General features: G+C 71.9%; 30 protein-coding genes. 12 read left to right on the plus strand and 18 right to left on the minus strand.

Going from position 1 to position 25498, the window contains the following annotated elements; genetic code table 11:
• Positions 1-117: 117 nt before the first annotated feature.
• Complete coding sequence (locus tag ACZ56U_RS35570) at positions 118-1032, minus strand: helix-turn-helix domain-containing protein (RefSeq protein ID WP_469088058.1); 915 nt, start codon at positions 1030-1032, stop codon at positions 118-120.
• 63 nt (positions 1033-1095) lie between these two features.
• Here ACZ56U_RS35570 and ACZ56U_RS35575 point away from each other — a divergent pair, with 63 nt between their 5' ends.
• Positions 1096-1902, plus strand: a complete 807-nt coding sequence (locus ACZ56U_RS35575) for a phytanoyl-CoA dioxygenase family protein (protein WP_469088059.1) — start codon at positions 1096-1098, stop codon at positions 1900-1902.
• A 3-nt stretch (positions 1903-1905) separates the two neighbouring features.
• Here ACZ56U_RS35575 and ACZ56U_RS35580 read toward each other — a convergent pair whose 3' ends face one another.
• The 3 genes from ACZ56U_RS35580 to ACZ56U_RS35590 form a co-directional block, all read right to left on the minus strand.
• Positions 1906-2874 carry an aldo/keto reductase gene (locus tag ACZ56U_RS35580; protein ID WP_469088060.1) on the minus strand — a complete coding sequence of 323 codons (969 nt, stop codon included), beginning with the start codon at positions 2872-2874 and terminating at the stop codon, positions 1906-1908.
• A gap of 102 nt (positions 2875-2976) precedes the next feature.
• The gene (locus ACZ56U_RS35585; protein ID WP_469088061.1) at positions 2977-3489 is read right to left on the minus strand and encodes a flavoprotein; all 513 of its coding nucleotides are present in this window, start codon (positions 3487-3489) and stop codon (positions 2977-2979) included.
• A 9-nt stretch (positions 3490-3498) separates the two neighbouring features.
• Positions 3499-3957, minus strand: a complete 459-nt coding sequence (locus ACZ56U_RS35590; RefSeq protein WP_469088062.1) for a nuclear transport factor 2 family protein — start codon at positions 3955-3957, stop codon at positions 3499-3501.
• A 93-nt stretch (positions 3958-4050) separates the two neighbouring features.
• Here ACZ56U_RS35590 and ACZ56U_RS35595 point away from each other — a divergent pair, with 93 nt between their 5' ends.
• Positions 4051-4608 carry a TetR/AcrR family transcriptional regulator gene (locus ACZ56U_RS35595; RefSeq protein WP_469088063.1) on the plus strand — a complete coding sequence of 186 codons (558 nt, stop codon included), beginning with the start codon at positions 4051-4053 and terminating at the stop codon, positions 4606-4608.
• 94 nt (positions 4609-4702) lie between these two features.
• Here the strand turns inward: ACZ56U_RS35595 and ACZ56U_RS35600 are convergent, their stop codons facing one another.
• Both ACZ56U_RS35600 and ACZ56U_RS35605 read right to left on the minus strand, forming a co-directional pair.
• Complete coding sequence (locus ACZ56U_RS35600; protein WP_469088184.1) at positions 4703-4894, minus strand: ferredoxin; 192 nt, start codon at positions 4892-4894, stop codon at positions 4703-4705.
• 18 nt (positions 4895-4912) lie between these two features.
• Positions 4913-6100 (minus strand): cytochrome P450, encoded by a 1188-nt coding sequence (locus ACZ56U_RS35605; protein WP_469088064.1) that lies wholly within the window; start codon positions 6098-6100, stop codon positions 4913-4915.
• Positions 6101-6444: 344 nt separating this feature from the next.
• On the opposite strand from ACZ56U_RS35605, the gene ACZ56U_RS35610 reads away from it, so the two are divergent.
• Complete coding sequence (locus tag ACZ56U_RS35610; RefSeq protein WP_469088185.1) at positions 6445-7074, plus strand: LysE/ArgO family amino acid transporter; 630 nt, start codon at positions 6445-6447, stop codon at positions 7072-7074.
• A gap of 176 nt (positions 7075-7250) precedes the next feature.
• On the opposite strand, the gene ACZ56U_RS35615 is transcribed toward ACZ56U_RS35610, so the two are convergent.
• Positions 7251-7688, minus strand: a complete 438-nt coding sequence (locus ACZ56U_RS35615) for a nuclear transport factor 2 family protein (RefSeq protein WP_469088065.1) — start codon at positions 7686-7688, stop codon at positions 7251-7253.
• 174 nt (positions 7689-7862) lie between these two features.
• Between ACZ56U_RS35615 and ACZ56U_RS35620 the strand changes: the two genes are divergently transcribed.
• The gene (locus ACZ56U_RS35620; RefSeq protein ID WP_469088066.1) at positions 7863-8312 is read left to right on the plus strand and encodes a nitroreductase family deazaflavin-dependent oxidoreductase; all 450 of its coding nucleotides are present in this window, start codon (positions 7863-7865) and stop codon (positions 8310-8312) included.
• Between the two features lie 78 nt (positions 8313-8390).
• Here the strand turns inward: ACZ56U_RS35620 and ACZ56U_RS35625 are convergent, their stop codons facing one another.
• Positions 8391-9362 (minus strand): cation diffusion facilitator family transporter, encoded by a 972-nt coding sequence (locus ACZ56U_RS35625; RefSeq protein WP_469088067.1) that lies wholly within the window; start codon positions 9360-9362, stop codon positions 8391-8393.
• A gap of 84 nt (positions 9363-9446) precedes the next feature.
• On the opposite strand from ACZ56U_RS35625, the gene ACZ56U_RS35630 reads away from it, so the two are divergent.
• On the plus strand, positions 9447-10454 hold the full coding sequence (locus ACZ56U_RS35630; RefSeq protein WP_469088068.1) for a glutathione S-transferase family protein: 1008 nt from the start codon (positions 9447-9449) through the stop codon (positions 10452-10454).
• A gap of 20 nt (positions 10455-10474) precedes the next feature.
• The gene (locus tag ACZ56U_RS35635; RefSeq protein ID WP_469088069.1) at positions 10475-10780 is read left to right on the plus strand and encodes a DUF4235 domain-containing protein; all 306 of its coding nucleotides are present in this window, start codon (positions 10475-10477) and stop codon (positions 10778-10780) included.
• Between the two features lie 75 nt (positions 10781-10855).
• Here the strand turns inward: ACZ56U_RS35635 and ACZ56U_RS35640 are convergent, their stop codons facing one another.
• Together ACZ56U_RS35640 and ACZ56U_RS35645 are read right to left on the minus strand one after the other, a co-directional pair.
• Positions 10856-11248, minus strand: a complete 393-nt coding sequence (locus tag ACZ56U_RS35640; protein ID WP_469088070.1) for a VOC family protein — start codon at positions 11246-11248, stop codon at positions 10856-10858.
• Between the two features lie 80 nt (positions 11249-11328).
• Positions 11329-11793 carry a pyridoxamine 5'-phosphate oxidase family protein gene (locus tag ACZ56U_RS35645; protein ID WP_469088071.1) on the minus strand — a complete coding sequence of 155 codons (465 nt, stop codon included), beginning with the start codon at positions 11791-11793 and terminating at the stop codon, positions 11329-11331.
• 71 nt (positions 11794-11864) lie between these two features.
• Here ACZ56U_RS35645 and ACZ56U_RS35650 point away from each other — a divergent pair, with 71 nt between their 5' ends.
• Positions 11865-12146 carry a hypothetical protein gene (locus ACZ56U_RS35650; protein ID WP_469088072.1) on the plus strand — a complete coding sequence of 94 codons (282 nt, stop codon included), beginning with the start codon at positions 11865-11867 and terminating at the stop codon, positions 12144-12146.
• Here the strand turns inward: ACZ56U_RS35650 and helR are convergent.
• Both helR and ACZ56U_RS35660 read right to left on the minus strand, forming a co-directional pair.
• Positions 12136-14301, minus strand: coding sequence for an RNA polymerase recycling motor ATPase HelR (helR, locus tag ACZ56U_RS35655; RefSeq protein WP_469088073.1), 2166 nt, complete (start codon positions 14299-14301; stop codon positions 12136-12138). The genes ACZ56U_RS35650 and helR overlap by 11 nt on opposite strands.
• 417 nt (positions 14302-14718) lie before the next feature.
• Entirely contained in the window at positions 14719-15195 is a 477-nt protein-coding gene (locus tag ACZ56U_RS35660; RefSeq protein WP_469088074.1) for a GNAT family N-acetyltransferase, read from the minus strand.
• An 89-nt stretch (positions 15196-15284) separates the two neighbouring features.
• Here ACZ56U_RS35660 and ACZ56U_RS35665 point away from each other — a divergent pair, with 89 nt between their 5' ends.
• Both ACZ56U_RS35665 and ACZ56U_RS35670 read left to right on the plus strand, forming a co-directional pair.
• Positions 15285-15647, plus strand: a complete 363-nt coding sequence (locus ACZ56U_RS35665) for a DUF1304 domain-containing protein (RefSeq protein ID WP_469088075.1) — start codon at positions 15285-15287, stop codon at positions 15645-15647.
• On the plus strand, positions 15644-16207 hold the full coding sequence (locus ACZ56U_RS35670; RefSeq protein WP_469088076.1) for a TetR/AcrR family transcriptional regulator: 564 nt from the start codon (positions 15644-15646) through the stop codon (positions 16205-16207). Before ACZ56U_RS35665 ends, ACZ56U_RS35670 begins: the two co-directional genes overlap by 4 nt.
• 4 nt (positions 16208-16211) lie before the next feature.
• Here the strand turns inward: ACZ56U_RS35670 and ACZ56U_RS35675 are convergent, their stop codons facing one another.
• The gene (locus ACZ56U_RS35675; protein ID WP_469088186.1) at positions 16212-17072 is read right to left on the minus strand and encodes a hypothetical protein; all 861 of its coding nucleotides are present in this window, start codon (positions 17070-17072) and stop codon (positions 16212-16214) included.
• 176 nt (positions 17073-17248) lie between these two features.
• Positions 17249-18208, minus strand: coding sequence for a GlxA family transcriptional regulator (locus ACZ56U_RS35680; protein ID WP_469088077.1), 960 nt, complete (start codon positions 18206-18208; stop codon positions 17249-17251).
• A 71-nt stretch (positions 18209-18279) separates the two neighbouring features.
• On the opposite strand from ACZ56U_RS35680, the gene ACZ56U_RS35685 reads away from it, so the two are divergent.
• A complete protein-coding gene (locus ACZ56U_RS35685) occupies positions 18280-19230 on the plus strand; it encodes an NADP-dependent oxidoreductase (protein WP_469088078.1) in 951 nt (316 codons plus the stop codon).
• 9 nt (positions 19231-19239) lie between these two features.
• Here ACZ56U_RS35685 and ACZ56U_RS35690 read toward each other — a convergent pair whose 3' ends face one another.
• Positions 19240-20346: an NAD(P)-dependent alcohol dehydrogenase gene (locus ACZ56U_RS35690; protein WP_469088079.1), complete on the minus strand. Its 1107-nt coding sequence runs from the start codon at positions 20344-20346 to the stop codon at positions 19240-19242.
• Between the two features lie 55 nt (positions 20347-20401).
• On the minus strand, positions 20402-21856 hold the full coding sequence (locus tag ACZ56U_RS35695; protein ID WP_469088080.1) for an aldehyde dehydrogenase family protein: 1455 nt from the start codon (positions 21854-21856) through the stop codon (positions 20402-20404).
• A 103-nt stretch (positions 21857-21959) separates the two neighbouring features.
• Here ACZ56U_RS35695 and ACZ56U_RS35700 point away from each other — a divergent pair, with 103 nt between their 5' ends.
• Together ACZ56U_RS35700 and ACZ56U_RS35705 are read left to right on the plus strand one after the other, a co-directional pair.
• A complete protein-coding gene (locus ACZ56U_RS35700) occupies positions 21960-22397 on the plus strand; it encodes a MarR family winged helix-turn-helix transcriptional regulator (RefSeq protein WP_469088081.1) in 438 nt (145 codons plus the stop codon).
• Positions 22398-22627: 230 nt separating this feature from the next.
• Positions 22628-23008 carry an anti-sigma factor antagonist gene (locus ACZ56U_RS35705; RefSeq protein ID WP_469088082.1) on the plus strand — a complete coding sequence of 127 codons (381 nt, stop codon included), beginning with the start codon at positions 22628-22630 and terminating at the stop codon, positions 23006-23008.
• A gap of 43 nt (positions 23009-23051) precedes the next feature.
• Here the strand turns inward: ACZ56U_RS35705 and ACZ56U_RS35710 are convergent, their stop codons facing one another.
• Both ACZ56U_RS35710 and ACZ56U_RS35715 read right to left on the minus strand, forming a co-directional pair.
• Positions 23052-24005, minus strand: coding sequence for a ribose-phosphate diphosphokinase (locus ACZ56U_RS35710; protein ID WP_469088083.1), 954 nt, complete (start codon positions 24003-24005; stop codon positions 23052-23054).
• Positions 24006-24258: 253 nt separating this feature from the next.
• Positions 24259-25449 (minus strand): cytochrome P450, encoded by a 1191-nt coding sequence (locus ACZ56U_RS35715; protein ID WP_469088084.1) that lies wholly within the window; start codon positions 25447-25449, stop codon positions 24259-24261.
• Between the last annotated feature and the right edge of the window lie 49 nt (positions 25450-25498).

Here is a 25498-nt window from a genome sequence, read left to right on the forward strand (position 1 = left end):
TACCTGGATCCAGTCCAGGACACGTTATCGGCAAGGTTATTGGGAACGAGTTTCACCAGGCTTCGGCCCCAACCATTGAACGGCCGCCCTACCCTGCGCACGGCCGGTCTACACCTGTCACGTCCCAACCATTGGGCCGCCGACCCGGTACGCGCCGGGCGTCATACCGAATCGCTCCCGGAAGACGCGGTGGAAATGGTAGGGGCTCACGAAACCCGATGCCGCCGCGACGCGTCCCACGGACAGATCGGTGCCTTCGAGGAGTCGCGCGGCGTGCCGCAGCCGTGCTTCGCGCAGGGCCCGCATCGGGGAGCGGCCGGTCTGGCGGGTGAACAGATGGGCCAGCCTGGAGGGCGAGAGAGAGACGTGCGCGGCGAGCGAGTCGACGGTGTGCGGGGCACCCGGGTCGGCCTCTAGGAGTTCCTGGACCCGGCGCACGCGGTCATCGAGCCCGGGCCGGGGTGCCGGTCGCCGCGCGACGGCGGTCGTCAGCAACACCACCTCCTCCAGCGCGCACAGGGCGAGTTCGCGGGCGGCGCTGTCGTGCGCCACCGCGATCCGGTCGTCCGGGCCGGTCCAGGGGCCCGCCGCACCCGGCGTGCGCGCGTCGGCGAGCATCCGGTCGAACGCGTCGTGGACCCGGTGGTGCGCGGTGGCCGGCCCCGCGGGGACGACGTACAGACCGTCGCCGGTGTCGTACGGGTGCAGCCAGGGCAGCCATGACGGCCGGGCCTGGCAGTGCGCCCACCGGAACCGCCAGTGCCGCGCGCCCGGTGGCACGCCGTAGCCGTGGGGGACTCCCGGCGCGAGCACGACCAGGTCCCCCGCCACGGCCCGGGTGGCGCTCGCACCCTGCCGCAGCCGCCCCTGGCCCGCCGTGGTCCAGGTGAACAGCCAACTGGCCGCGCCCTGCGGCCGGTTGACGTCGTATCCCGGCACCTCGTCGAAACGGCCGACCACCACCAGGCCGGGAGGCGGCCCGGGGTCGCCGGGCGCGGCAGGCTCAGGCAGTCGGTCAGCGGTCACGGACATCCTCCTGAGGGGCGGGACTGCCTAGCGTGACAGGCCGACGACACCGGACCGAGGAGTGGACGCATGACCGTCACAGACAGCACACCCACCCTGACCGAGGCCGGGCTGCGGCGGTTCCGGGAGGACGGGTTCACGATCGTGCGGGGCTTGTTCGGACCCGACGAGATAGACCGGCTGTGCGCCGAGTTCGCGGCGCTGCACGCGGCGGGGGCGGTGCCGGGGCACTTCGAGCCGCGGGGCGGGACCGATCCGCTCGGCGTGTACCCGCGCGTGATGCAGCCGCACGAGATCAACCCGCTCGCCCGGGAGGTCCTGCTCGACACCCGGCTGCGCGAGGTGCTGGAGGAGCTGCTGGAGGAGGAGGTGCTGGCCGCGCAGAGCATGTTCTACTTCAAGCCGCCCGGCGCCCGGGGGCAGGCGCTGCACCAGGACAACTTCTATCTGCGGGTCGAGCCGGGGACGTGCGTGGCGGCATGGGTGGCCTGCGACGAGATCGACCGGGAGAACGGGGGCCTGGAGGTCGTGCCGGGCACGCACCGGATGGAGCTGTTCTGCCCCGAGGAGGCCGACGAGGGGGTGTCGTTCGCCCGGGAGTACGTGCCGCCGCCGACGGGGCTGGCCGCGGTGCCCGTGGACATGGCGCCCGGGGACGTCCTGTTCTTCAACGGCAGCCTGGTGCACGGGTCGCAGCCGAACCGGAGCGGGGCGCGGTTCCGGCGGTCGTTCATCGGGCACTACGTGGGGCGGTCGGCCGAGCGGATCGGGGCGTACTACCGGACGGTGTCCATGCGCGGGGAGCGTGTGGCGCTCGCCGAGAGCGAGGGAGCCGGTCCGTGCGGCACGGAGTTCGCGCCGCACGGACCGCACTGAGCGTCAGTGTCCCGCGATCGGGTGGGCCGTGTACGGCTGCTCCAGCTCCTCGATCTCCTTGTCGCTGAGCCGCAGTTCCACCGCGGCCACCGCGTCCTCGATGTGGTGCGGCTTGGCGGCGCCCACGATCGGCGCCGCCACGGTGTCCCGCTGGAGCAGCCAGGCGAGAGCCACCTGAGCGCGCGGCACGCCCCTCTCCTCGGCGATCCGGGTGACCGCCTCGACGATGACGCGGTCGCCCTTGAGGTACAGCCGGCCGCCGAAGTCGTCCTGGGCGCTGCGGCCGGTGACCGTGCCCCAGTCGCGGGTCAGCCGGCCCCGCGCGAGCGGGCTCCAGGGCAGCGTCGCGACGCCCTGGTCCGCGCACAGCGGCAGCATCTCGCGCTCCTCCTCGCGGTAGAGGAGGTTGTAGTGGTTCTGCATCGAGACGAACGTGGTCCAGCCGTGCCGCTCCGCCGTGTACTGCATCTTGGAGAACTGCCAGGCGTACATCGAACTCGCCCCGAGATAACGGACCTTGCCCGCCTTGACCAGGTCGTGCAGGGCCTCCATGGTCTCCTCGACCGGGGTGTGCGGGTCGAAGCGGTGGATCTGGTAGAGGTCGACGTAGTCGGTGCCCAGGCGGCTCAGGCTGTGGTCGATCTCCGCCATGATCGCCTTGCGGGACAGTCCGGCGGCGTTCGGCCCGGACCGCATCCGGCCGTTCACCTTGGTCGCCAGGACGATCTCGTCGCGGTGGGCGAAGTCCCGCAGCGCCTTGCCGACGATCTCCTCGCTGGTGCCGTCGGAGTACACGTTCGCCGTGTCGAAGAAGTTGATCCCGGCGTCCAGCGCCTGCCGGATCAGCGGCCGCGACGCCTCCTCGTCCAGGGTCCACTCGTGCACCCCGCGGTCGGGCAGCCCGTAGGTCATGCACCCCAGACAGATCCGCGACACGTCCAGGCCGGTCGAACCGAGCTTCACGTACTGCATCGTTGCTGCTCCCGCCTTCCGGATGGTTACCAGGGGGAGCGTACGACCCCGCCCCGCGCACCGGCCGCGGCTGCCACCCCCGCCCCACGCGCCCGCTCCGGCTCAGCCCAGCAGCTCCCACGCCCGCTCCCACCCGAACTCCTCCCCCGCCTCCCCCGTGTACGCGGGGCCGAAGCGGACGCCCATCCCGCGCAGGCGTATCAGGCTGTCCTGGTAGGCGGGGTGGGCGGCGAGCGCGTCGGCCACGCAGGGCAGGGCGGCGACGGGCACACCGAGGCCGGGCGCCTCGCACAGGGTGGCGACGGCGAGAGTGTCGGCGAGTCCGGCAGCCCACTTGTTGACGGTGTTGAAGGTGACGGGGGCGGCCACCACCGCGTCCGGCGACGGGAAGGGCCGCGGGTCGGCGGGGGTGCGCCAGGCGGAGCGGATCGGGCGTCCGCACCGGGCCTCGACGTCGGCGGTGTCGAAGAAGCCGTTCATCGCGACGGGGGTGGCGATGACCCCGACCTCCCAGCCCCGCTTCCGGGCGGCGGTGACGAGTTCGCCGACGCCCGCGGCGACCCCGGCGGCGCAGACGACGACGTAGAGGAAGGGCTTGTCGGCCTGTTCGGTCATCCGGTGACCCTACTGAAGGGGGAGGGCGGCTCCGCGCTCGGCCTCGGGGCGGGGGCCGTGGATGCGGCGTTCCCTCCCCTCGATGGGTACGTCGTTGATGCTGGCCTCGCGCCGGGTCATCAGGCCGTGCTCGTCGAACTCCCAGAGCTCGTTGCCGTAACTGCGCCACCACCGGCCGTCGGTGTCCTGGCACTCGTACTGGAAGCGGACGGCGATGCGGTTGCCGTCGAAGGCCCACAGGTCCTTGCGCAGGGCGTACTCGCGTTCGCGCGCCCATTTCGCGGTGAGGAACTCGACGATCTCCCCGCGGCCGGTGACGAAGGTGTCGCGGTTGCGCCAGACCGAGTCCTCGGAGTAGGCGAGCGCCACCTTGTGCGGGTCGCGGGTGTTCCAGGCGTCCTCGGCGGCCTGCACCTTCCGGGCCGCGCTCTCGCGGGTGAACGGCGGCAGGGGCGGACGGTCGGTCACGGCAACCTCCAGGACCACAAAGGGAGAACGTGCGTTCTCCAGCTGGCTGCTACGGTAGGAGAACGCACGTTCTCGCGTCAAGGAGTGACCCGCATGGACAGCGCCACCGCCCGGGAGCGGGCCCTGGACGCCGCCGAGGAGCTGTTCTACGGCCGCGGCGTCCAGTCCGTGGGCATGGACGACATTCGCGGCGCGTCCGGGGTGTCGCTCAAGCGGCTCTACCAACTCTTCCCCGCGAAGGAGCAGTTGGTGGAGGCCTACCTGGAACGGCGTGACGTCCGCTGGCGGGGGCGGCTCGCGGAGCATGTGGGGCGGAGCACGGATCCCGTACAGCGGCTGCTCGCCGTCTTCGACTGGCTGGAGGGGTGGTTCGCCGAGGATGGCTTCCGTGGCTGCGCGTGGATCAATTCCTACGGCGAGCTGGGCGCGACCTCGGACCGGGTCACCGCTCAAGTCCGGTCGCACAAGCGGGCGTTCAGGGACTACCTCGACGGCCTCGTGGCTGCCGCGGGGCTACCGGACACGCTGACCGGTCAGCTGTTCCTGCTGGCCGAGGGCGCCATGGTCACGGCGGGCATCACCGGCGCCACCCGCCCCGCGGCGGAGGCACGGGAGGCGGCGAGGGCGCTGGTGGCCGCCTCCCGGCCGTGACGGGGCGCGAACCCTGAATGCCGTGGCACCCTCCGGCCGCGGCGCGGCGCGTCCCGCGTGCGTCCGTACCGGAGCCGGCCAGGGGCTCCAGGGATCAGCCGGAGACCGCGATGGCGCCGACGGGGCAGGCCCGGGCCGCCTCGCGGACCATCGGGGCGTCGGCGCCGCCCTCCCGGCCGGGCAGCAGCTCGCTGAACCCGTCGTCGTCCTGGGTGAACACGCCCGGAGCGACCAGCGCGCACTGGCCCGCGCCGATGCAGGCGTCCTTGTCGATGTCGATGCCGATGTCCATGAGCGGGGCCTCTTACCAGGTCACGGGGAGTTCCAGCATCCCCTGGATGGTGTCGCCGGGTTTGAAGGGGATCTCGTCCGCGGGGGCGGCGAGGCGCAGGGTGGGCAGCCGGTCCAGGAGGGCGCGCAGGGCGATCTCCATCTCGGCGCGTGCCAGGTTCTGGCCGAGGCACTGGTGGATGCCGAAGCCGAATCCCACGTGGTGGCGGGCGGACCGGTGCCAGTCGAGGGTGTCCGGGTCGGCATAGACGCGCTCGTCGCGGTTGATGACCGAGGTCGAGAAGACCACCCCGTCGCCGACCCGGATCGTCGTCCCCTCCAGCTCGATGTCCTCGACCGCCATGCGCAGCAGCCCGTCCGCGATCGACAGCAGCCGCATCAACTCCTCGACCGCGGCGGGCAACAGAGTCGGGTCTGCGCGCAACTCGGCCAGACGTTCCGGGTGTTGGAGGAGGGTGTAGGTGCCGAGGGAGATCATGTTCGCGGTGGTCTCGTGACCGGCGACCAGCAGGATGGTCGCCAGGGCGGTCAACTCCTCGCGGTCCACCGCGCCTTCGTGGACGAGGTCGTCCAGCACGCCGTCGCCGGGCTCCCGGTCCCGCTGCTTGCGCTCGATCAGCTCTCCGAAGTAGGCGTCGAGCCGGTCCCGCGCGTCCAGGGTGTCGGCGGCCCTCGGTCCGCGCAGCAGCCGGCGCGACTGTCCCTCGAAGAAGTCGTGATCGGCGTACGGGACACCGAGCAGCGCGCAGATGACCATCGAGGGCACGGGCAGCGCGAAGGCGTTCACCAGCTCCGCCGGCGGCCCCTGTTCGATCATCGCGTCGAGCCGTTCGTCCACGATCCGCTGGATCCTCGGTCGCATGCCGGCGGCCCGTTTGAGGGTGAAGCCGGGAATCATCCGGCGGCGCTGGGCGTGGTGCTCGGGGTCGTCGTAGCCGAGCAGCGCCACCTTCCGGCCCTTCGCCGCAGCGAAGCGTTCGGTGGGCGCCGGGAAGTCGGGGTGGGTACGGTCGCTGGACAGCCGCCGGTCGGCGAGCAGGGCGCGGGCGAGCGCGTGGCCCGTCACCAACCAGGCCGGCCGACCGTCGTAGAGCCGGATCCGGGTCAGCGGACGGGCGGCACGCAGGGGTGCGTAGGCGGTGGGCGGATGGTAGGGGCAGGTCCGGTCCTGGGGGAACGCGACGGGTTCCGTTGCCGTCATGGAAGACCTCGCAGACGAAGGGTGCCTCGTACGTGCCCTCATTGGATGCCCCGGGCATCTAGTTATGGGACGCAGAGTTCGGCCAGATCCCCCGAACGCGCGATCTGGCCGAAGATCGACGGCACGACGCGAGGTCCGGTCGGTCCGGCGGCCCGGGGGTTCGGGCGGGGGCTGCCGCCCCCGGATTCGGTTGCCGGCGTAATTCGGTTGTCGCTCTCGACCTGCCGCCCGCAGAATCCGGTCATGCCTACCTTCGTCTCGCCCCTGCCGCTGACCGTCGCCGTCCGTCCGGCGCTGTTCCAGCAGCAGTCCGGCCGACCGTGGGGACCGACGCCTCCCACCTCGTGACCGCCGCGCTCGTCGCGGGGCTGCTCGCCGGATACGGCATCGCCGTACCCGTCGGGGCGGTCGCGACCTACCTCGTCTCCCTGACCGCCCGCACGTCCCTGCGGACCGGTGTCTGCGCCGCTCTGGGCGTCGCCACCGCCGACGGGCTCTACGCCCTGGCGGCCACGCTCGGGGGCTCCGCCCTCGCCGCCGCGCTGCGCCCCGTGCTCGGACCCCTGCGCTGGGCCTCCGCCGTGGTGCTGCTCGCGCTAGCGGCACGCGGCGCGGTCACGGCCGTACGCGGGTACCGTGCCCGCCGGTTCGCCGCACGCGCCGACCCGCCGCCGCCGAGCCCCGCCCGGGCCTATCTGGCGCTGCTCGGGATCACCCTGCTCAACCCGACCACCGTGATCTACTTCGCGGCCCTGGTCCTCGGCACCCGTGCCACCGACCCGGTCCGGCCACTGGAGCAGGGCGTGTTCGTCGGGGCGGCCTTCCTCGCCTCCGCGAGTTGGCAGGTGCTGCTGGCCGGAGGCGGCGCGCTGCTCGGCCGCGTGCTGACCGGCCGACGCGGGCGCCTGGTGACGGCCCTGCTGTCCAGCGCCGTGATCACGGCCCTGGCGGTACGCATGATGTGGCCGGGGTGATCAGGGCCGGCCCGTACGCGACGACGTGGCCGGGGCGAGCGGGCTCTGCCGTACGGATGACTTGTGAGCGGCGTCGCGGCCCTTGCCGTACGGATACGGATGACGTGTGGTCGGCGCCACGGCCCCCTGGCTGTACGGGCGACGTGTCGCCGGTGTCGCGGCCCCGGCCGTTCGGATCACGGCGTGAAGGCGCGGGCGACGGCGAGGGTGTCCTCGTACACGTGGTGGCGGACGATTCTGCCGTCCTCGACGGTCAGATGCAGGGCGAACCTGGCGCGATAGGGACGCCCCGTCGCCCGCGCGGTCTGCCGGATCTCGCCGAGGACCACCGCGTCGGCGCCGTCGACGAGGACGCGCTCGATCTGGGTGGCCGCCTGCCCGGGAACGTGATGGGCGGCCAGTTCGCGGTAGTGGTCGGCGGCGTCGGCCCGGGTCGCGCGGTGCCGGATCCAGGGGGTGGCGGGGTTGTCGTGCTCGTCCGACGGCCAGTTCAGCCTCCAGTCGGCCCGGTCGGCGTAGAGCTCGGCGATCCGCTCCGGGTCGCCCTCGCCGATGCGGCGGAGCAGTTCCTCGGTCACGGCACGGGTGGTCGCGGCGGCGGCTGTGGTGGTCATCGGTGGGTCCTCTCCCTCGGCCGGAGACCACTGTGCCCCGGCGCGGCCGACCAGGGCGATTACCTCCGAGGTCATCGCCCGTCCGAATCCGGGCCGCGGAATGGATGAATCCTGAACGTCCCGGTGTTGTAGGACGGTGTCAGCAAGCCGTACGACGACGATGGGACGGATGTCATGCCACTTGAGGGCGAGTACGAGCCGAGTCCGACGGAGTGGGTGCGCGAGCAGGTGGAGCTGTACGAGAGCTCCGGCGGCACCGAGGGGACCACTCTGCTGGACACGGGGATGCCCGTCATCCTCCTGACCACCCAGGGTGCCAGGAGCGGCAAGCTCCGCAAGACGCCGCTGATGCGGGTCGAGCACGACGGCCGGTATGCCGCTGTCGCCTCGCTGGGCGGGGCGCCCAAGCACCCGGTCTGGTACCACAACGTCAAGGCCGATCCCCGCGTGGAGCTCCAGGACGGGCCCGACAAGTGGGACATGACCGCCCGTGAGGTCACCGGCGAGGAGAAGGCCGCCTGGTGGGAGCGTGCGGTGGCGGCCTATCCGGCCTACGCGGAGTACCAGGAGAAGACCGACCGGGAGATCCCCGTCTTCGTGCTCGAACCGGTCGACCAGCACTGATACGGCATCGCGTCCCCGGCCCGGAGAAAATTCTCCGGCCGGGGACGCATGAAGCCCTGTGTGCCGGGCACCTGACGCTCAGGCCCCGCCGCGTTCCCCCGTCGCGGCGGGGCTTTCCGCTGCCTCCCCGGCGGGCCGGTCGGTGATGTCCAGGAAGATCTGGTCGGCCTCGGGGAAGGTGCCGGCGACGGACCGCTTGATCCGCACGGCGACCTCCTCGACCCGTTCGCTGTCGAGGCCCGGCACCAGATCGACCCGGGCCGCCACCAGGAATGACTTCAACCCCGTCTGCATCGTGAACAGCGCCTCCACGCTGTCGATCTCGGGCTGCGCCGCCAGCAGGGCCCGGATCCGCCCGCTGGTCTCGGGGTCGGCGGCCGCGCCGATCAGCTGGTCGCGTGCCTCGCGGCCCAGCCGGTAGGCGACGAGGACCAGCAGCACCCCGATCGCCAGGGACGCGGACGCCTCCCACACGACCCGCCCGGTGACCATGTGCAGGGCCATGCCGGCCATGGCGAGGGTCACGCCGAGCACCGCCGTGCCGTCCTCGGCGATCACCGTGCGCAGCGCCGGGTCGCGCAGACCGTCACCGGTGCCGCCCTGCCGGCGCATCTGGTAGAGCGCCCGCACCAGTGACGCGCCCTCGGCGACGAGGGCGACGCCGAGCACGACCAGGCCCGCGACATAGCCGCTGAGCTCCTCCTCCGCGCCGCCCCTGAGGGCCTCCAGGCCCTGGAAGAAGGAGAAGCAGCCGCCCATGACGAAGATCCCGACGGCGGCGAGCAGCGACCAGAAGTAGCGCTCCTTGCCGTAGCCGAAGGGATGGCGTCCGTCGGCGGGGCGCCTGCTGCGGCGCAGCGCGGCCAGGAGGAAGACCTCGTTGAGACTGTCCGCGACGGAGTGGGCCGCCTCCGACAGCAGCGCCGGTGAGTGGGCGACGAGCCCCCCTACCGCCTTGGCGACCGCGATCACCAGATTGGCCGCCAGAGCCACCAGCACGGTGATGCGTGTCCGTCGATCCGCCGTGTTCTCGTTGTCTGTCCCGCTCACCTCCGCCGACTGCCCCGGCCAGGAAGGCTCACACGCCGAAATCTGGGAACGCGGTGTGCAGGGCACTCAAGGACAGGAGGCAGCATGGAGGGCAACCGCGCGTACGGGAACAAGGCGTTCCAGCGGTCCAAGGCCCATTTCTCCGACCGCGTCACCGCGGACGGCCGCGACGGCTGGCCGGTCGAGGCCGGCCGCTACCGGCTGGTCGTCAGCCGGGCCTGCCCGTGGGCGAGCCGCGCCCTGGTGTCCCGGCGGCTGCTCGGGCTGGAGGACGCCCTGTCGCTGGCCGTCGCCGACCCGATCCAGGACGACCGCAGCTGGCGCTTCACCCTCGACCAGGACGGCCGCGACCCGGTCCTCGGCATCCGCTACCTCAGCGAGGCCTACGAACGGCGTGAACCCGGTCACCCGGGCGGGGTGAGCGTGCCCGCGATCGTGGACGTGCCCAGCGGTGAGCTGGTCACCAACGACTACCAGCAGATCACCCTGGACCTCGCCACCGAGTGGACGGCCCTGCACCGGGACGGCGCACCGGACCTGTATCCCGAGCCGCTGCGCGACGAGATCGACTCGGTGATGGCGGACGTCTACGAGGACGTCAACAACGGGGTGTACCGGGCGGGTTTCGCCACCGAGCAGAAGGAGTACGAGGAGGCGTGCGCGGGTGTCTTCCGGCGCCTGGAGCTGCTGACGCCCAGGCTGGCCCGGCAGCGCTATCTGGTCGGCGAGACGATCACCGAGGCGGACATCCGGCTGTTCACCACCCTGGTCCGCTTCGACGCCGTCTACCACGGCCACTTCAAGTGCAACCGCTGGAAACTGACGGAGAACCAGGTGCTGTGGGGGTACGTCCGCGACCTCTATCAGACGCCCGGCTTCGGTGACACGGTCGACTTCGACCACATCAAACGCCACTACTACCAGGTGCACTCCGGCATCAACCCGACCGGCATCGTGCCGCTCGGACCGGACCTGGCGGGCTGGCTGAGCGCGCACCACCGCGAGGAGCTGGGCGGTCGGCCGTTCGGCGACGGGACACCTCCGGGGCCGCCGCCCGCCGACGAACGCGTCCCCGCACAGGGATCGCGGTAAGCAACGAAGGAGAGAGATACATGGCCAAGAAGAAGAAGCTCAAGCTTCCCCTCGCCTACAAGCCCGTCGGGTTCCTGCTGGGCTGGTCCAGCGGCTGGCTGGCGGGGCTCGCGTTCCAGAAGACGTGGAAGATGGTCCGGCACGAGGACGACGCGCCCGACGCGCTGGACCGGGATCGCGGCTGGGCGGAGATCCTGATCGCCGCGGCCGTGCAGGGGGCCATCTTCGCGGCCGTGCGCAGCGCCGTGGACCGTACGGGCGCGAAGGCCATCGAACGCTCCACCGGGGTCTGGCCGACCGACGACAGCAGCGGCGGCCGGGACTGACCGGAACGCCCGTCCCCGCGACGGGACAGCGAGCGGGCCGGCGGAAGGGATTCCGCCGGCCCGCTCCTGCGTGTCTCAGCCCTGTTTGGGCGCCGTCGACGAGGCGCAGCGCACGGTGAAGGAGTGGCCGGCCGGGTCGGCGTACCCGCGCTCCTCGAACGGGCCCGAGACGTCCTTCGTCTCCAGCGGGCGGCCACCGAGTCCGATGACCTTGCGCTCCACCTCGTCCAGGTCCTCCACGAGAAAGTCGAGGTGGGCCTGGAGGGAGTTCTCGGGGCGTGGCCAGCTCGGCGGCGTGGCGTTCATGTCCCGGCGGAACGCCAGCCGGGTTCCCTCGGCGCCGAGGATCTCCACGCGGTTGGCGCTCGCGTCGGTCTGCTCGCCGTCCAGCAACTCCACGTAGAACGCGGCGAGCTTCTCCGGCTCGGCGCAGTCGAGCACCACGAAGCCCGCTTTCACCAGTGCCATGTCTCCTCCGAACGGTCCGGGGCGCGGGACGCTTCTGCGGCCGCCACCCTGTACCTTGCGGATATCCCGAACTGCCCGCTTCAGTCGGCAACCAACCACTCGCCGTCGCGCATCAGTTCGCGCCCGGTGAGTTCGTTGGCCTCCCGCCAGGCCTGCACCCGGGTCGGCCGGACCCGGAAGTACAGGTAGGGCGTGGCGAGTTCACGCGGCTCGAAGCCGGTGGCGGCGGCGAAGCGGTCGGCCTCCTCCGCACCCAGTTCGGCGGGCGTGTACGTCTCGACGGTGCCGTCGATCATCACGACGTCCCGGGTGGGCCCGAGCCCGAGGCGGGTGCGGCCGGTCGCCTTCAGGTTCCGGCCGGTCGGACTGCCGGCCGGGGTGGACAGCAGCAGGGTCGAGCCGTCCCAGAGGAAGGACAGGGGGACGAGGAACGGCACTCCCCCGTCGGCGTCCGCGGTGGCCACCCACACGTCCTCGTCGTGCTCCAGACGCTTCAAGGTGTCCTGCTTGCGCTGCTCGGCGGAGCGGGCGGGTGGCTGGGTCATCGGTGAACGGCCTCCTGGCGGGGCGGTGTCGGCGGACGTGATCATTGTGGCCTCGGATCGGCGGGGAGGCCATGGAACTCGGCGAGCCGGGTCGCCGCGGCGGCCCACCCGACACGCTGGACGCGATCGAGACGGCTCGGAGCGTCAACGGGCCGAGCGGCATCCGGCCGCACCTGGCGCACCTTCAGGTGGTGCACCCCGGTGACGTGATGGGGCGGGTGAGCGCGGGGGCGCCGGCGGTGTGCGCGGCGACGGAACAAGCCGCAGCACAGGTGTGGACACGGGCGTTGCCGGCCAGGGACGACGCGGCCCGCGCCCTCGGGATGAGGGCGCGGGCCGGCGTCAGCTGGTGAGCACGACGAGTTGGCGGGTGGCCCGCGTCATCGCGACGTAGTGGTCGACCGCGCCCTCGATGCCCTCGCCGAACTTCTCGGGGTCCACCAGGACGACCAGGTCGAACTCCAGGCCCTTCGACAGCTCCGGGGTGAGCGAGCGCACGCGTGAACCGTCTCGGAACGCGGGGTCCCCGATCACGCAGGCGGTGCCGTCGGTGTTCTCGGCGAGCCAGGTGTCGAGGACCGACTCCAGCTCGGCGACCGATCCGTGGCGTACCGGGACACCGCCGCTGCGGATGGAGGTCGGCACGTTGGCGTCCGGGAGCACGGCCCGGATGACCGGCTCGGCCTCCGCCATGATCTCCTCCGGCGTCCGGTAGTTGATGCTCAGGGAGGTCAGCTCGATCCGGTCGAACCCGACCCGCTCCAGCCGCTCCCGCCACGACTCGGTGAACCCGTGCCGGGCCTGGGCGCGGTCCCCGACGATGGTGAAACTCCGCGACGGGCAGCGCAGCAGCAGCATCTGCCACTCGGCGTCGGTCAGTTCCTGGGCCTCGTCGACGACGACGTGCGCGAACGGGCCGGCCAGCAGGTCCGGGTCGGCGGTGACCAGTTCGGACTCGTCGACCAGGCTGACCTTGGCGTCCTCGCCCCGCAACATCGTCACCAGGCCTTCGCCGTCGTCCCCGTCGGCGCCCGAGTTGGAGACGGCCTGGATCAGTGTGTCGACGACCCGCGTCATCTGCTCCCGCTGGGCGGCGAGGGCGGCCTTGTGCCGGACCTGGCGCCGGGCCGTCTCCGGGTCCCCGAGCCGCTGCCGGGCCGCGTCCAGGAACGGCAGGTCGGACACCGTCCAGGCCTGGGCCTCCGCCCGCTGGAGCGCGCGCACCTCGTCGGGGGTGAGCCAGGGAGCGCACATCCGCAGGTAGGCGGGAACCGTCCACAGGTCTCCGACGAGGTCGGTCGCTTCGAGCAGCGGCCAGGCGCGGTCGAATGCGGTGCGCAGCTCCCTGTTCTGCCGCAGCGACTTGCGGAGCAGGTCGGGCGACACGTCGCCCTCGTGCTTGTCCATCAGGATGGTGAGCAGTTCCTCCCAGACCTGGTCGCGCGCCTCGTTGTGCGCGGTGCCGGGTTCCGCCGCGTCGAACGCCACCGCCCACTCGTCGGCGCTCAGCGGGATGTCGGACCAGTGGGTCGTGACCGTCATCCCCTTGGCGGGCGGCTCCTCGTAGAACCTGACGGCCTTCTCGATCGCCCCCACCAGCCGCGCGGACGACTTCAGCCGGGCCACCTCCGGATCGGCCTCGATCCCGGCGGTGGCCCCTTCGGCGACGAGGTCCCGCACGATGCAGGTCTGCACGCCCTCCTCGCCGAGGCTGGGCAGGACGTCGGAGACGTACGACAGATAGGGCCGGTGCGGGCCGACGAAGAGCACGCCGCCGCGTCGGTGACCGAGGCGGGGGTCGGAGTGCAGGAGGTAGGCGGAGCGGTGCAGGGCGACGACGGTCTTGCCGGTGCCCGGGCCGCCGTCGACGACGAGGGCGCCGCGTGATCCGGCGCGGATGATGGCGTCCTGGTCGGCCTGGATGGTGCCGAGGACGTCCCGCATCCGGGCTGAGCGGTTGGTGCCCAGGCTGGCGATGAAGGCGGACTGGTCGTCGAGTGCGGCGCGGTGTTCGAGGCCGTCGGCGGTGAACACCTCGTCCCAGTAGTCGCTGATGCGGCCGCCGGTCCAGCGGTAGCGGCGGCGGCTGGCGAGCCCCATGGGGTTGCCGTGGGTGGCGCCGAAGAACGGCTCGGCGGCGGGGGAGCGCCAGTCGACCAGCAGTCGGCGGCCCGAGCTGTCGGTGAGACCGAGCCGTCCGATGTAGAGGGGCTCGGAGCCGTCGGCGCCGACCATGTGGCCGAGACACAGGTCGAGACCGAAGCGGCGCAGGGTGCGCAGACGCGCGGTCAGCCGGTGGATCTCGGTGTCGCGGTCCATCGCGTGCCGGCCCATGCCGCCGGGTGCCCTGCGGGCGGCGTCGAGCTGCTCGGACACCTCTGCGATCGACTGCTCCAGACACTCCGCGAGTGCCTGGAAGTGCCGCTCGTCGTCGGCGATCAACGCCGGGTCGGCCTTGGCGGAGAGGCGCTCGGGGAGGTCGAAGGCGCTGGTGGGCAGGGTGTTCAAGTAATCAGCTCCGCTGTGAGGTGGGGTGCGGCCATGAGGGACACGGCAGGGGTGCGGGGGTCGGGCTCGCGGATCACGCGTGGGTCACACGGACACCGGCGGCCCGTCCCGGTCGATGATGTCAAGCAACAGCTCACCGGCCCGCGTCACGCCGCCGGTGCGGACGGTGTCGGCGAGGGCGCGGGCGCGGGAACCGCGAGTCCCGCGAGCGGCCGCACGTCCCCGCGTGACCCGTACGTCGACAACAACACACGCACCTCGTGGCTCCCCGTTCTGCCTGGTTCCTGGCCTAGGCCGGAGATTGTGCGCCACGGCGGGGGCCTTGCCGCAAGCCCCCCGGTGCGCTATACATTGAACATGGCAAGGGAGTGAGTACTCCGCTTGCCCTTTCTTTTGCCCTTTTCTGTTTTCGCCGCTTCAGAGCGTCTGCCGCAGCGTCACCGTCTGCGGTGTGAAGCCGCTCCGTTCGTAGAAGCGGATCGCGTCGGTGTTGGCCGTGTAGGCCGTCACCTCGACCTCCTGGGCGCCCTCCCGGCGGGCCCAGGCGAGGAACTCCCCCACCAGTGCCGCCCCGGCCCGGGCTCGTCGGTGCTCGGGACGGACGTACATGCTGATCAGGGTGGCCGACTTGACCAGTCGCCGCTCCGTGGGCCCGGTCACCGACCCCGTCAGGTGTCCCACCACCCGCGTCCCCTGATCCACGACGAGGACCACGCGCGTCGGGTCCTCGAGCGCGGCCGTGAACGCCGCCTCTCCGTGCTCGCGTGGCCAGTCGACGTTGAGGGTCGCGTCCCGGGTGCCGCCGTCCTCGGCGAAGAGGCCCGCGCTGGAGGCGACGAGTCCCGGTATGTCCTCGATGCGGGCCCGCCGCACGATCACATCCTGATCAGTCATGCCAGAAGGCTAACGCCGACCGCCGACATCATGGACACCTGTCCAGTTATAGTGGACGCCTGTCCAGAAAGAGAGAACCGAGGGAGAACATGGAAACGGTCGCGAACGTGCTGGTGGGCCTGGTGGCGGCGCTGCACGCCTACATCCTGGTGATGGAGATGTTCCTGTGGCAGAAGAAGCCGGGGATGTCCTTCCACGGCTTCGACCGGGAGATGGCCCGGGCCACCGCGGCGATGGCGGCCAACCAGGGCCTCTACAACGGCTTCCTCGCCGCCGGCCTGGTCTGGGGTCTGATCGCCGCCGACCCGACGGGCTTCCGCGTCCAGGTGTTCTTCCTGTCGTGCGTGATCGTCGCGGGCGTGTACGGCGCGGTCACCGCCAACGTCCGCATCCTCGCCGCTCAGGCCCTCCCCGGTGCGCTCGCCCTGGGCGCGGTCCTGCTGGCCCGGTGACCCGCGCCGCGCCGGAGGACCCTCGTGCGGCGCGCACCCGTGCGCGGCTGCGCGAGGCCCTGCTCGCGGAGTGCTCAGAACGCCCGCTGGCGGAGGTCGGCGTGGCCGCGCTGGTACGGCGGGCGGGAGTCGGACGGGCCACGTTCTACGTCCACTACGACGGCCTGGAGGCGCTCGCGGTCGACGCCTGCGCGGACGTCGTACGCGAGGCCGTGGAGGCGCTGCACGCCTGGCGCGGGCGGCCCGACCCGGTGCACGCGCCGCCCGCCCTGCCGGAGTTCTTCGCCTCGCTCTCTCCCCACGCGGCGCTGTACCGGGCCCTGCTGAGCCCGGGCGGCGGAGGCCCGCTGGGTCGGGTCCTGCACCGGGACCTGCGGGCCTACAGCCTGCGGGAGCGCGAACTGGCGGGTGCCGCAGACGCCCCCCTGGTCGCCTCGGCGGTCGCCGCCACGTTCGCCGGTGTGCTGGCCGACTGGCTGCACGGACTGCTGGACGGCGGTCCCGATGACATCGCCGACCAGGTCTGGCAGTTGCTGGTCGCCCTGCACGCCAGCCGCTGACGACTCAGGCGCACCCCCAGCCCTCCTTGACCCGCGGCCAGGCCTCCACACCGTCGGACGTGCGCACGTACGCCGTCTCCTTGTCGGCCGTGAGCCACAACTGCCGGTCCCCCAGCCGGTATCCGGTGTCCTCGGCATCGGCGGGCAGGGTGACGTCACCGTCGTAGGGGACCTTGAGCATCTCGTCGCCGAGCACTCCCTTCGGGTCACGGGCGTAGTGCCTGCTGTCCCTGCCCTCGCCCGTGCTCAGGAAGTGCGCCTCCTGCCAGTCGCAGTGGGCGGGGCCGACCGAGCTGCTGACGATGCTGACGGGCACCCGCCTGCCGCCGCGGTCGGTCCAGACCTCGTACTCCCTGGCGTCGGTGAAGCTCGCCGGGAACTCGGCCGGGTCGCAGGAGGCGCTGGTCTCCGGGCCCCAACCCGGCCGGTTCTCGCGGTCCTTGGCGACGATCACGGCCACCTTGGTCCGGCCGTCGACATCGAGGGAGAACAGGACACGGCCGTCCTCCGTCCGCTCCACGCGGTAGCCGGCGTGCGGCACCTCAGGCTGCTCGATCTCGAAGTACGCCTCCAGCCCCTCCTCCGGTGTCTCGCCCCCGTCGCCCTCGCTCCACGGCTCACCGCCGCCGGCCGCGTAGATCTCCCAGTCGCACTCCAGGGCCCGGGCCGCGGCGCCGGTGTCGATGAGTTCGGACCGGTCGTCCTTCTCCTCGTCCCAGGCCTTGCCGGGGATGTACAGCGGCCCGCGGTAGGGCGTCGGCGGTGCCGTGCCCTCGACGACCACGTCCTCCCCGGTCCCGGTGCCGCAGCCCACGGCCGCCACCGCCATCAGCGCCGACAGCGCCACCGCCCAGCCTCCGCGCATCCCCACCCCAGCCTCACCGACCACCGTCACGCACCTCCGACGCGCGGGGTGAGGGAAACGTTCGGTTCGGCGCGGGACGGGCCGGAGGTCCGTCGGCAGACGGATCGGAGACGACCGGTTCGGCGCGCGGTCTCCTGGGAGATCCGCCGGATGGCCCGCGCGGGGCAGCGGCCGGCTCAGCGCGCGGCCGCCTGGAAGGTTCGTCGGTAGGCCTGCGGGGACACGCCGATCGCCGCGTGCAGGTGCTGGCGCAGGGAGGCGCCGGTGGCGAAGCCGACCTCGCCGGCGATCTGGTCCACCGAGAGGTCGCTGGACTCCAGCAGATGGCGGGCGCGGGCCACGCGCTGCTGGATCAGCCAGCGGCCGGGGCTGAGGCCCACCTCGTCGTGGAAGCGGCGGGCGAAGGTGCGCAGGCTCATCCGGGCGTGGGCGGCGAGGTCGGTCAGCGCGAGGGGCTCCGCGAGGCGCTCCAGGGCCCAGGCGCGGGTGGCGGCGGTGCTCGCCGCGCCGCTCTGCGGGACCGGCTGCTCGATGTACTGCGCCTGGCCGCCGTCCCGGAAGGGCGGCACGACGCAGCGCCGGGCCACCGCGTTGGCCAGCTCGCTGCCATGGTCGGTGCGGACGACGTGCAGGCACACGTCCACGCCGGACGCCGCGCCGGCGGAGGTGAGGATGCGGCCGTCGTGGACGAACAGGACGTCCGGGTCCAGGTCGACATGGGGATACAGGCGCCGGAACGCATCGGTCACCTGCCAGTGCGTGGTGGCCCTGCGGCCGTCCAGCAGGCCCGCCGCGGCGAGGACGAAGGCGGCGGTGCAGATCGACACGATGCGGGCGTCCGGGCGGATCAGCGCGAGAGCCGCGGCGAGCTCGGCCGGCAGCTCGGCGGGGATGTGCGCCGTAGCCATGGAGGCGACCACCACGGTGTCGGCCGTGGCCAGGATCTCCGGTCCGTACTGGACCCCGATCGTGAAGTCCGCGTTGCTGCGCACCGGTTGGCCGTCGACGCTGCACGTCAGGACCTCGTAGTGCCCGTCGGCGGCGCCGAAGATCCGGCTGGGGATGCCCAGCTCGAAGGGGTAGACGCCCTCCAGTGCCAGGACCACGACTCGTTCGACCCGCCGTTGCGCATGCATGGCACGATCCTATCGAAGGTTGGCAATCATGCCATTTCCCGGGAGCGTGGCGACCGGCACGCTGGATCACCATGAGCACTGTGAACACGATGCGAGTCATCAGCCAGAACGTCCTCGGCGGCCCCGAGGTCCTGAAGGAGACCGAGGCGGAGCGGCCCGAGCCGCGCGTCAACGAGGTCCTGGTCCGGGTACGGGCGGCCGGGGTCAACCCCACCGACTGGAAGCACCGCGCCACCGGCGGCTTCCTGGGCGAGCCGCCCTTCGTCCTCGGCTGGGACGTCTCCGGCGTGGTCGAGGCCGTGGGCATCGGCGTCGCCCGGTTCCAGCCCGGGGACGAGGTCTTCGGCATGCTGTCCTACCCGTACGGCCACGGCTCGCACGCCGAGTACGTGACGGCCCCGGCGCGCACCTTCGCGCACAAGCCGGCCTCGATCGACCACACCGAGGCGGGCGCGCTGCCGCTGGTCTCGCTGACCGCCTGGCAGGCGCTGGTGGAGTACGCCGACGTGCAGCCGGGGCAGCGGGTGCTGATCCACGCGGCGGCCGGCGGGGTCGGGCATGTGGCGGTGCAGATCGCCAAGGCGCGGGGCGCGTATGTGATCGGCACGGCGAGCGCGGGCAAGCACGAGTTCCTGCGCGGGCTCGGCGTGGACGAGGCGATCGACTACCGGGAGACGGACTTCACCGAGGCCGTCAAGGACGTCGACGTCGTCCTGGACACCCTCGGCGACGACACGTCCGTGCGCTCGCTGCGGGTGCTGCGGCCGGGCGGGATCGTGGTGTCGATCCTGCCGGTGGGGTCCCCGGAGTTCTTCGAGGAGGCCGAACGGCTCGGTGTCCGGGCGCTGCGCATGCTGGTGGACGCCTCCCACAGCGGGATGAAGGCGATCGCGGAGCTGGTGGAGGCGGGGAAGCTGCGCCCCGCGATCGCCGGCACCTTCCCCCTGGCCGATGCCGCCGACGCCCATGCGCTCGGCGACACCGGCCGGACCACCGGGAAGCTGGTCCTGCTGATGGACTGACCCAGGAGGTCAGAAGGTGAGCACGGGCTTGATCGCCTTGCCCGCGCCCATGTCCCGCACCGCCTGGTCGATGTCCGCGAACGGATAGGCGCTGACCAGGCGGTGCAGCGGCAGTCGGCCCGCCTTCACCAGGTCGACCAGGGCGGGGATGAAGGACTGGGTCTCGGCATCGCCGAGGGTGAGCCCGACGATCCGCTTGCCGCCGAGCAGCCCGTTGACGTCGAGGGAGACCTCGGTGCCGAACGGCGGGGCGCCGACGACGACCAGCGTGCCGCGGGCGCCGAGCGCGTCGACGCCCTGACGCAGCACGCCGACGTTGCCGGTGGTCTCCACGACGCCGTCCGCACCACGGCCGCCGGTGATCTCGGCGAGGGCCTCACCGAGGTCGCGCTCGCCGGCGTTGACGGTGTGGGTGGCACCCAACTCCGTTGCCAGCGAAAGGCGTTCACCGACGCGGTCGACGGCGACGATGGTGGTGGCCGGGGTGAGGGCGGCGGCCATCACCGCGGACAGGCCGACCGCTCCGGCGCCGAGGACGACGACCGTGCCACCGGTGCGTGGCCTCAGCACGTTCCACACGGCGCCGACACCGGTCTGCACACCGCAGCCGAGCGGGGCGAGGGACGTGAGCGGCACCTCGGGGTCGACCTTGACCAGGCTGCGCTCGTCGACCAGCGCCTTCTCGGCGAAGGAGGACTGGCCGAAGAAGTGGCCGCCCAGTTCCTCGCCGTCCCGGCTGATGGTGCTGCTGCCGTCGGCCCGGCGGCCGCCGATGAGGTTCAGCGGCAGCCAGGTGGCGCAGTACGCCGGGTGCCCGCCATTGCAGTTGCCGCACTCGCCGCAGGACGTGAAGGACAGCACGACGTGGTCGCCCGGCGCGACGCCGGTGACGGCCGAGCCGACCGCCTCGACGACACCGGCGCCTTCGTGGCCGAGGACACCGGGCAGCGGGAAGGGCAGTCCGCCGCTCGCCACACCGAGGTCCGTGTGGCACAGGCCGGCGGCCACCATCCGGACGAGGGCCTCGTGGGGGCCGGGTTCGTCGAGCTGGACGTCGGCGAGGGTGAACGGCGCCCCGCCGGACTCGACGACGGCGGCGCGGGTGGGGATGGACATCGCGGGAACTTCCTTTGCTCTCAGGCGCGTTCGGCCGAGCCGGGGTGGGATGCGGTCAGTCGAGCGAGACGACGACGGACTTGGTCCTGGTGTAGGAGGCGAGGGCCTCGGGACCGTACTCGCGGCCGAACCCGGAGTCCTTGACACCGCCGAAGGGCACCGCGGGGTCGAGCATCGCCCAGTCGTTGACCCAGACGATGCCCGCCTGGAGCTTGTCGGCGATGCGGTGGGCGCGGGCCAGGTTGCTCGTCTGGACGCCCGAAGCCAGGCCGTACGGCGTGGAGTTGGCGAGCCGGACCGCCTCCTCCTCGGAGTCGAAGGGCTGCACCGTCAGGACCGGGCCGAAGATCTCCTCCTGGATGACCCGGGAGTCGTTCGGCAGGTCGGCGATGACGGTGGGCTTGTAGTAGTAACCGCCGTCCAGATCGAGCCGTTCGCCGCCGCAGACGATACGGCCGCCCTCCTTGCGGGCCAGTTCGACGTACTCCTCGACCTTCTTCAGGTGCTTCTCCCCCGCCATCGGTCCGATGACGGTCTCCGGCCGTCGCGGGTCGCCGAGCGGCACGCCAGGCACGGCCTGTTGCAGGATGCCCAGCAGGGTGGCGTGGACCGAGCGGGCCACCAGCAGGCGCGGCCCGCCCATGCAGAACTGGCCGGAGTTGAAGACGAAGGCCTTGATGATCGCCCCGACGGCCTTCTCCAGGTCGGCGTCCTCGAAGACGATGTGGGCCGCGTTGCCTCCGAGTTCCATGGTGACCGGCTTGAGGGCCTCGCCGGCGACGCTCGCGGCGTGCCGGCCGACCGCGGTGGAGCCGGTGAAGGCGATCTTGTCGACGCCGGTGTGCCGCAGCAGCGCCTCGCCCGCGACCGGGCCCGCGCCGGTGACGACGTTGACCACGCCCTCGGGGACGCCTGCCCGCTGGAACAGCCCGGCCATGTACAGCGCGCTGAGCGGGGTCTCGTCGGCGGGCTTGTGCACGACCGTGTTGCCCGCGGCGAGCGCCGGGGCGATCTTCGAGCCGGCGAGGATCAGCGGGAAGTTGAAGGGCGTGATCGCGGCGACCACGCCGAGCGGCTCGCGCCGGGTGTAGGCGAGGGCGTTCAGGGGGGTGTCGCGGTTCGCGCCGTGCAGGCAGTGGGCGAGGGCGGCGAAGTGCTCGTAGTCGTTGGCCGCGTTCGTCACGTCCACGGCGTGCGCCAGGGTGATCGGCTTGCCGACGTCGAGGCTCTCCAGCCAGGCGATTTCCTCGGCGTTCTCGCGGATCAGCTCGGCGACGCGGTGCAGGACCCGGCCGCGCTCCCGGCCGCTCAGCGCGGACCAGGAGCCGTCGTCGAAGGCGCCCCGCGCCGCCCTCACGGCCGCGTCCACGTCGGCGGCGCCGGCCTCCGCGACCGTGGTCACGACCGCGCCCCGGGACGGGTCGACCACCTCGGTGCGCGCCCCGTCGGCGGCCTCGCGCCACTGGCCCCCGATGAACAGCCGTCCGGGTTCGATCTCGAAGGGGGTCATCGCCACTCCTCAGCTCCATCGCCAAGATTTCAACAAACAGGATTCCTGTTGGTCCGAAGTGTCATTACAGACAGGATTCCTGTCAATGCTCTAGGCTGAACTCATGCTCGACACCCAGGCGACCAAAGCGCCCCCGTCACTCCTCTACATGGTCAAACAAGTGGAGCTCGTCGTCCGTTCCCACCTGGACGAGCTGGTCAGACCGTCCGGGATCACGGCGTTGCAGTACACGGCCCTGACGGTCCTGGAGCGGCACGACGGACTCTCGGCGGCCCAGCTGGCCCGCGACTCCTTCGTCACCGCCCAGTCCATCGCCGACCTCGTACGGTCACTGGAGAACCGCGGCCTGGTGCGCCGGGAGCGCAATCCGCGCAATCGCCGCGAGCTGCTGATCCTGTTGACCGACGCCGGCCGGGAGCTGCTCGCGCAGTGCGCGGGGCCGGTTCGCGAGCTGGAGGAACGGATGGTCCGGGACCTCACGGCCCACCAGACGGAGCAGTTCCGCCAGGCGCTGTCCCGGGCCTGGCACGCCCTGTCCTGAGACCTGCCCCGACATCCGTCCCGACACGGGCCCTTAATTCAGAGACATATGTCAATCGAACATGCTCAACTTCACTCCAACGAGGGTAACTTGCAGAGCGAGGAACGTTTTTGCGCTCACTGGGGTCCCGAGGAAACGGCCGCGCTCGTAATCTCGCTGCACGACGTCACCCCAGCCCCCGGTGACCTGCGAAGCCGCCGTCTGCTGAGCTGGTTGGAGGCGATGTCGTCGTGCAGCAGAAACCTGCCCCGCCCAGTCGACATCTGCGAATACACCAGGACCGGGGTCACACGGTGCTGGAGTTCCGCGGCGAGATCGACATCGCCGCGGCGCTGGAGATCGTCCCGTACCTGGACCGGGTGACCGGCCAGCACGGCTCCCGTGTCGTGATCGACCTGCGGCAGGTCGAGTTCTTCGACTGCTCCGGTCTGCGTCTGCTGTACCGCGCCCGCCGCCGCGTGCTCGACCGCGACGGACAGTTACACCTGGTCTGCGTCGACCCCCTGGCCCTGCGCATCATGCGGGTCACCGGTCTGACCCGGCTGCTGCCCGCGCACGCGACGCTGGACGCGGTCCTGGGGCAGTCCGAGGCCACGTCCGGCTCGCTGTGACACACGGACGGCCCCCTGCTCGTCGATGCGGGCTGCCCCCTGCCTATTCGTTCGGCGGCGCGTCGAACAGGGCGCTGACGGACTCACCGTTGTGAATGCGCCGCACTGCCTCGGCGAGCGCCGGGGCGATGGACAGGATCCGCAGCTTGTCGGTGCGCTCCTCCTCGGGCACCGGCACGGTGTTGGTGCAGACGATCTCCAGGACGTCGGGCTGCTCCCCGATCCGCTTGAGCGCGCCGGCCGCGAACAGTCCGTGCGTACAGGCGACCCGGATCGAGCGCGGCCTCAGCTCCCGCAGCCGGTCCAGGAGTTCGAGGACGGTGCTGCCCTTGGCGATCTCGTCGTCCAGCACGATGACATCGCGGTCGGTGACCTCGCCGATGACATCGCTGATGCTGACCCGGTCGTCGGCGAACCGCTGCTTGGCACCGGCGGCCACCTGCGCTCCGATGAGCCGGGCGAACGCGGCGGCCTCCTTGGCGTTGCCGAGGTCCGGGGAGACGACGGTGGTCCGGGACAGGTCGTACTGCTGGAAGTGCGCGGCGAGTTCACGCAGCGCGTGCAGATGGTCGACGGGCACCGAGAAGAAGCCGTGCACCTGCGGCGAGTGCAGCGTCATGGCGAGGACCCGGCTCGCGCCGGCCGCCACCATCAGGTCGGCGACGAGCCGTCCGCCCAGCGAGATGCGCGGGGCGTCCTTCTTGTCGGAGCGGGCGTAGGAGTAGTGCGGCATGACGACGGTGATCCGCTGGGCGGAGGCCCCGCGGGCCGCGTCGCACATCAGCAGCAGCTCCACGAGGTGCTCCTGGACCGGCTTGACCAGCGGCTGGACGAGGAAGACGTCCCGCTCCCGGCAGTTCGCCTGAAGCTGCACCTCCAGACAGTCGTTGGCGAACCGGCTGAGCCTGGTCGGGCTGAGGGGCACGCCGAGATGCGCGCAGACCTCCGCCGCCAGCTCAGGGTGGGCACTGCCACTGAACACGGCGATGTCTCGCACGATCCGCTCCTTGGATGATCATCTCGGGTTGCGGCCTCATGCTACTGACCGCGAACCCGGTCGCGGCCCCCCGCCGGGCAGCCACCGCCCTGTCGGCGCGGTCCCGGCACCGGGTCCGGCGGGAGCGGAGTCCGGATGATCACCGCGAGTCACCGACCCGGCGCGGTCGAGGGGCCAGCGTCGAGCGGGAGACCGCGCGCACGTGCTCGTGCCGTGCGGACGTCGTGAACCGTGGTCCGGGTAGGGCGTGTTGTCACCAGGACACCGGCAGGTGCAGGGGGCTGCGGGTCATCTGTCCCACCCGCCATTCGATCGTCTCCGGCGTGAACTCGGCCCGCAGCCCGGGGAGGCGGACGGCGAGCTGGTGCAGGGCGAGTTCGAGCTCCAGTCGGGCGAGCCAGGCGCCGAGGCAGTGGTGGGGCCCGGCGCCGAAGGTGATGCTCGGCGCGGGAAGGGGCGCGGACAGGTCGGGCGGGCCCGGCGGGAAGACGTCGGGGTCGCGGCCCGCCGCGTTGGTCTGGAGGGCGACCACGCTGCCCGCGGGGATCAGCACGCCGCCGACCTCGACGTCCTCGACCGCGCGCCGGATCAGACCGGGCAGCACCCTGCCCTCGCTGAGCGGGACGGTGCGCAGCAGCTGTTCGGCCGCGACCGCCGCGGAGTCCTCGTCGCGGGCAAGCAGCGGCCAGTCGTCCCGGCCGTCGGTGAGGAGGTAGACGACGGCGTTGCCGAGCGCGGTCATGGTGGTCTCGTGTCCGGCCACCACCAGCCCGCAGACCAGGGTGATCAACCGCCGTTCGTCGATGCCCAGTTCGTCGCCGGCCGCGACCAGTCCGCTCACCAGGTCCTCGCCCGGATGCTTGCGCCGCTCGGCCACCAGCTCGGCGGCGAACGCGCCGAACTCCGTCATCGCCGCGACCACCTGGTCCGCCGCGTGCGCGCCGCCGGACAGGGCGTGGTCCGCCCAGTGCCGGATCCGCTCGCGGTCCACGTGGTCGAGCCCCATCAGCCGGCAGATCACCGACACAGGCAGGGGCCGGGTGAACCCCTCGACGATGTCGGCCGGTCGCGGGCGTGCGGCGAAGTCGTCCAGGAGCGCGGCGACCACCGAACCGACCCAGGGCCGCCAGCGGGCGACGGCCCGTGGGGTGAACGCCCGCTGCACGGTGCCGCGGAGCAGCTGGTGCGCGGGGCCGTCCTGGTTGATCAGACCGTTGGGGTCGTCCAGCAGGTTCGGTACGACGAGCAGCGGCGGGGCGTTCGGCGCGTGCAGCGAACTCCGGTCGAACCGGGGGTCCATGAGCACCTGCCGCACCTCGGCGTACCGGGTCACGAGCCACACCGGGGTGCCGGTCGCGAGGGTGCCGAGCCGGGGCGGGCCGTGCTCGGGGAGGCTGATGCGGTGCATGGGGCGAAGGGGCCGGGATGTGCTGTCTGGACTCATCCGGTTCTCCAGAAGCGCCGGTTCTCTGAGGCAGTCCACGCTAGTGCGC

This window comes from Streptomyces sp. NPDC034103, from assembly GCF_055575395.1.

Excerpts from the sequence above, each read along its gene's own strand:
- ACZ56U_RS35570 (WP_469088058.1), bottom strand. The coding sequence starts at position 1,032 with ATGTCCGTGACCGCTGACCGACTGCCTGAGCCTGCCGCGCCCGGCGAC.
- ACZ56U_RS35575 (WP_469088059.1), top strand. The coding sequence starts at position 1,096 with ATGACCGTCACAGACAGCACACCCACCCTGACCGAGGCCGGGCTGCGG.
- ACZ56U_RS35580 (WP_469088060.1), bottom strand. The coding sequence starts at position 2,874 with ATGCAGTACGTGAAGCTCGGTTCGACCGGCCTGGACGTGTCGCGGATC.
- ACZ56U_RS35585 (WP_469088061.1), bottom strand. The coding sequence starts at position 3,489 with ATGACCGAACAGGCCGACAAGCCCTTCCTCTACGTCGTCGTCTGCGCC.
- ACZ56U_RS35595 (WP_469088063.1), top strand. The coding sequence starts at position 4,051 with ATGGACAGCGCCACCGCCCGGGAGCGGGCCCTGGACGCCGCCGAGGAG.
- ACZ56U_RS35605 (WP_469088064.1), bottom strand. The coding sequence starts at position 6,100 with ATGACGGCAACGGAACCCGTCGCGTTCCCCCAGGACCGGACCTGCCCC.
- ACZ56U_RS35615 (WP_469088065.1), bottom strand. The coding sequence starts at position 7,688 with ATGACCACCACAGCCGCCGCCGCGACCACCCGTGCCGTGACCGAGGAA.
- ACZ56U_RS35620 (WP_469088066.1), top strand. The coding sequence starts at position 7,863 with ATGCCACTTGAGGGCGAGTACGAGCCGAGTCCGACGGAGTGGGTGCGC.
- ACZ56U_RS35630 (WP_469088068.1), top strand. The coding sequence starts at position 9,447 with ATGGAGGGCAACCGCGCGTACGGGAACAAGGCGTTCCAGCGGTCCAAG.
- ACZ56U_RS35635 (WP_469088069.1), top strand. The coding sequence starts at position 10,475 with ATGGCCAAGAAGAAGAAGCTCAAGCTTCCCCTCGCCTACAAGCCCGTC.
- ACZ56U_RS35640 (WP_469088070.1), bottom strand. The coding sequence starts at position 11,248 with ATGGCACTGGTGAAAGCGGGCTTCGTGGTGCTCGACTGCGCCGAGCCG.
- ACZ56U_RS35645 (WP_469088071.1), bottom strand. The coding sequence starts at position 11,793 with ATGACCCAGCCACCCGCCCGCTCCGCCGAGCAGCGCAAGCAGGACACC.
- ACZ56U_RS35650 (WP_469088072.1), top strand. The coding sequence starts at position 11,865 with ATGGAACTCGGCGAGCCGGGTCGCCGCGGCGGCCCACCCGACACGCTG.
- ACZ56U_RS35660 (WP_469088074.1), bottom strand. The coding sequence starts at position 15,195 with ATGACTGATCAGGATGTGATCGTGCGGCGGGCCCGCATCGAGGACATA.
- ACZ56U_RS35665 (WP_469088075.1), top strand. The coding sequence starts at position 15,285 with ATGGAAACGGTCGCGAACGTGCTGGTGGGCCTGGTGGCGGCGCTGCAC.
- ACZ56U_RS35675 (WP_469088186.1), bottom strand. The coding sequence starts at position 17,072 with ATGCGCGGAGGCTGGGCGGTGGCGCTGTCGGCGCTGATGGCGGTGGCG.
- ACZ56U_RS35680 (WP_469088077.1), bottom strand. The coding sequence starts at position 18,208 with ATGCATGCGCAACGGCGGGTCGAACGAGTCGTGGTCCTGGCACTGGAG.
- ACZ56U_RS35685 (WP_469088078.1), top strand. The coding sequence starts at position 18,280 with ATGAGCACTGTGAACACGATGCGAGTCATCAGCCAGAACGTCCTCGGC.
- ACZ56U_RS35690 (WP_469088079.1), bottom strand. The coding sequence starts at position 20,346 with ATGTCCATCCCCACCCGCGCCGCCGTCGTCGAGTCCGGCGGGGCGCCG.
- ACZ56U_RS35695 (WP_469088080.1), bottom strand. The coding sequence starts at position 21,856 with ATGACCCCCTTCGAGATCGAACCCGGACGGCTGTTCATCGGGGGCCAG.
- ACZ56U_RS35700 (WP_469088081.1), top strand. The coding sequence starts at position 21,960 with ATGCTCGACACCCAGGCGACCAAAGCGCCCCCGTCACTCCTCTACATG.
- ACZ56U_RS35715 (WP_469088084.1), bottom strand. The coding sequence starts at position 25,449 with ATGAGTCCAGACAGCACATCCCGGCCCCTTCGCCCCATGCACCGCATC.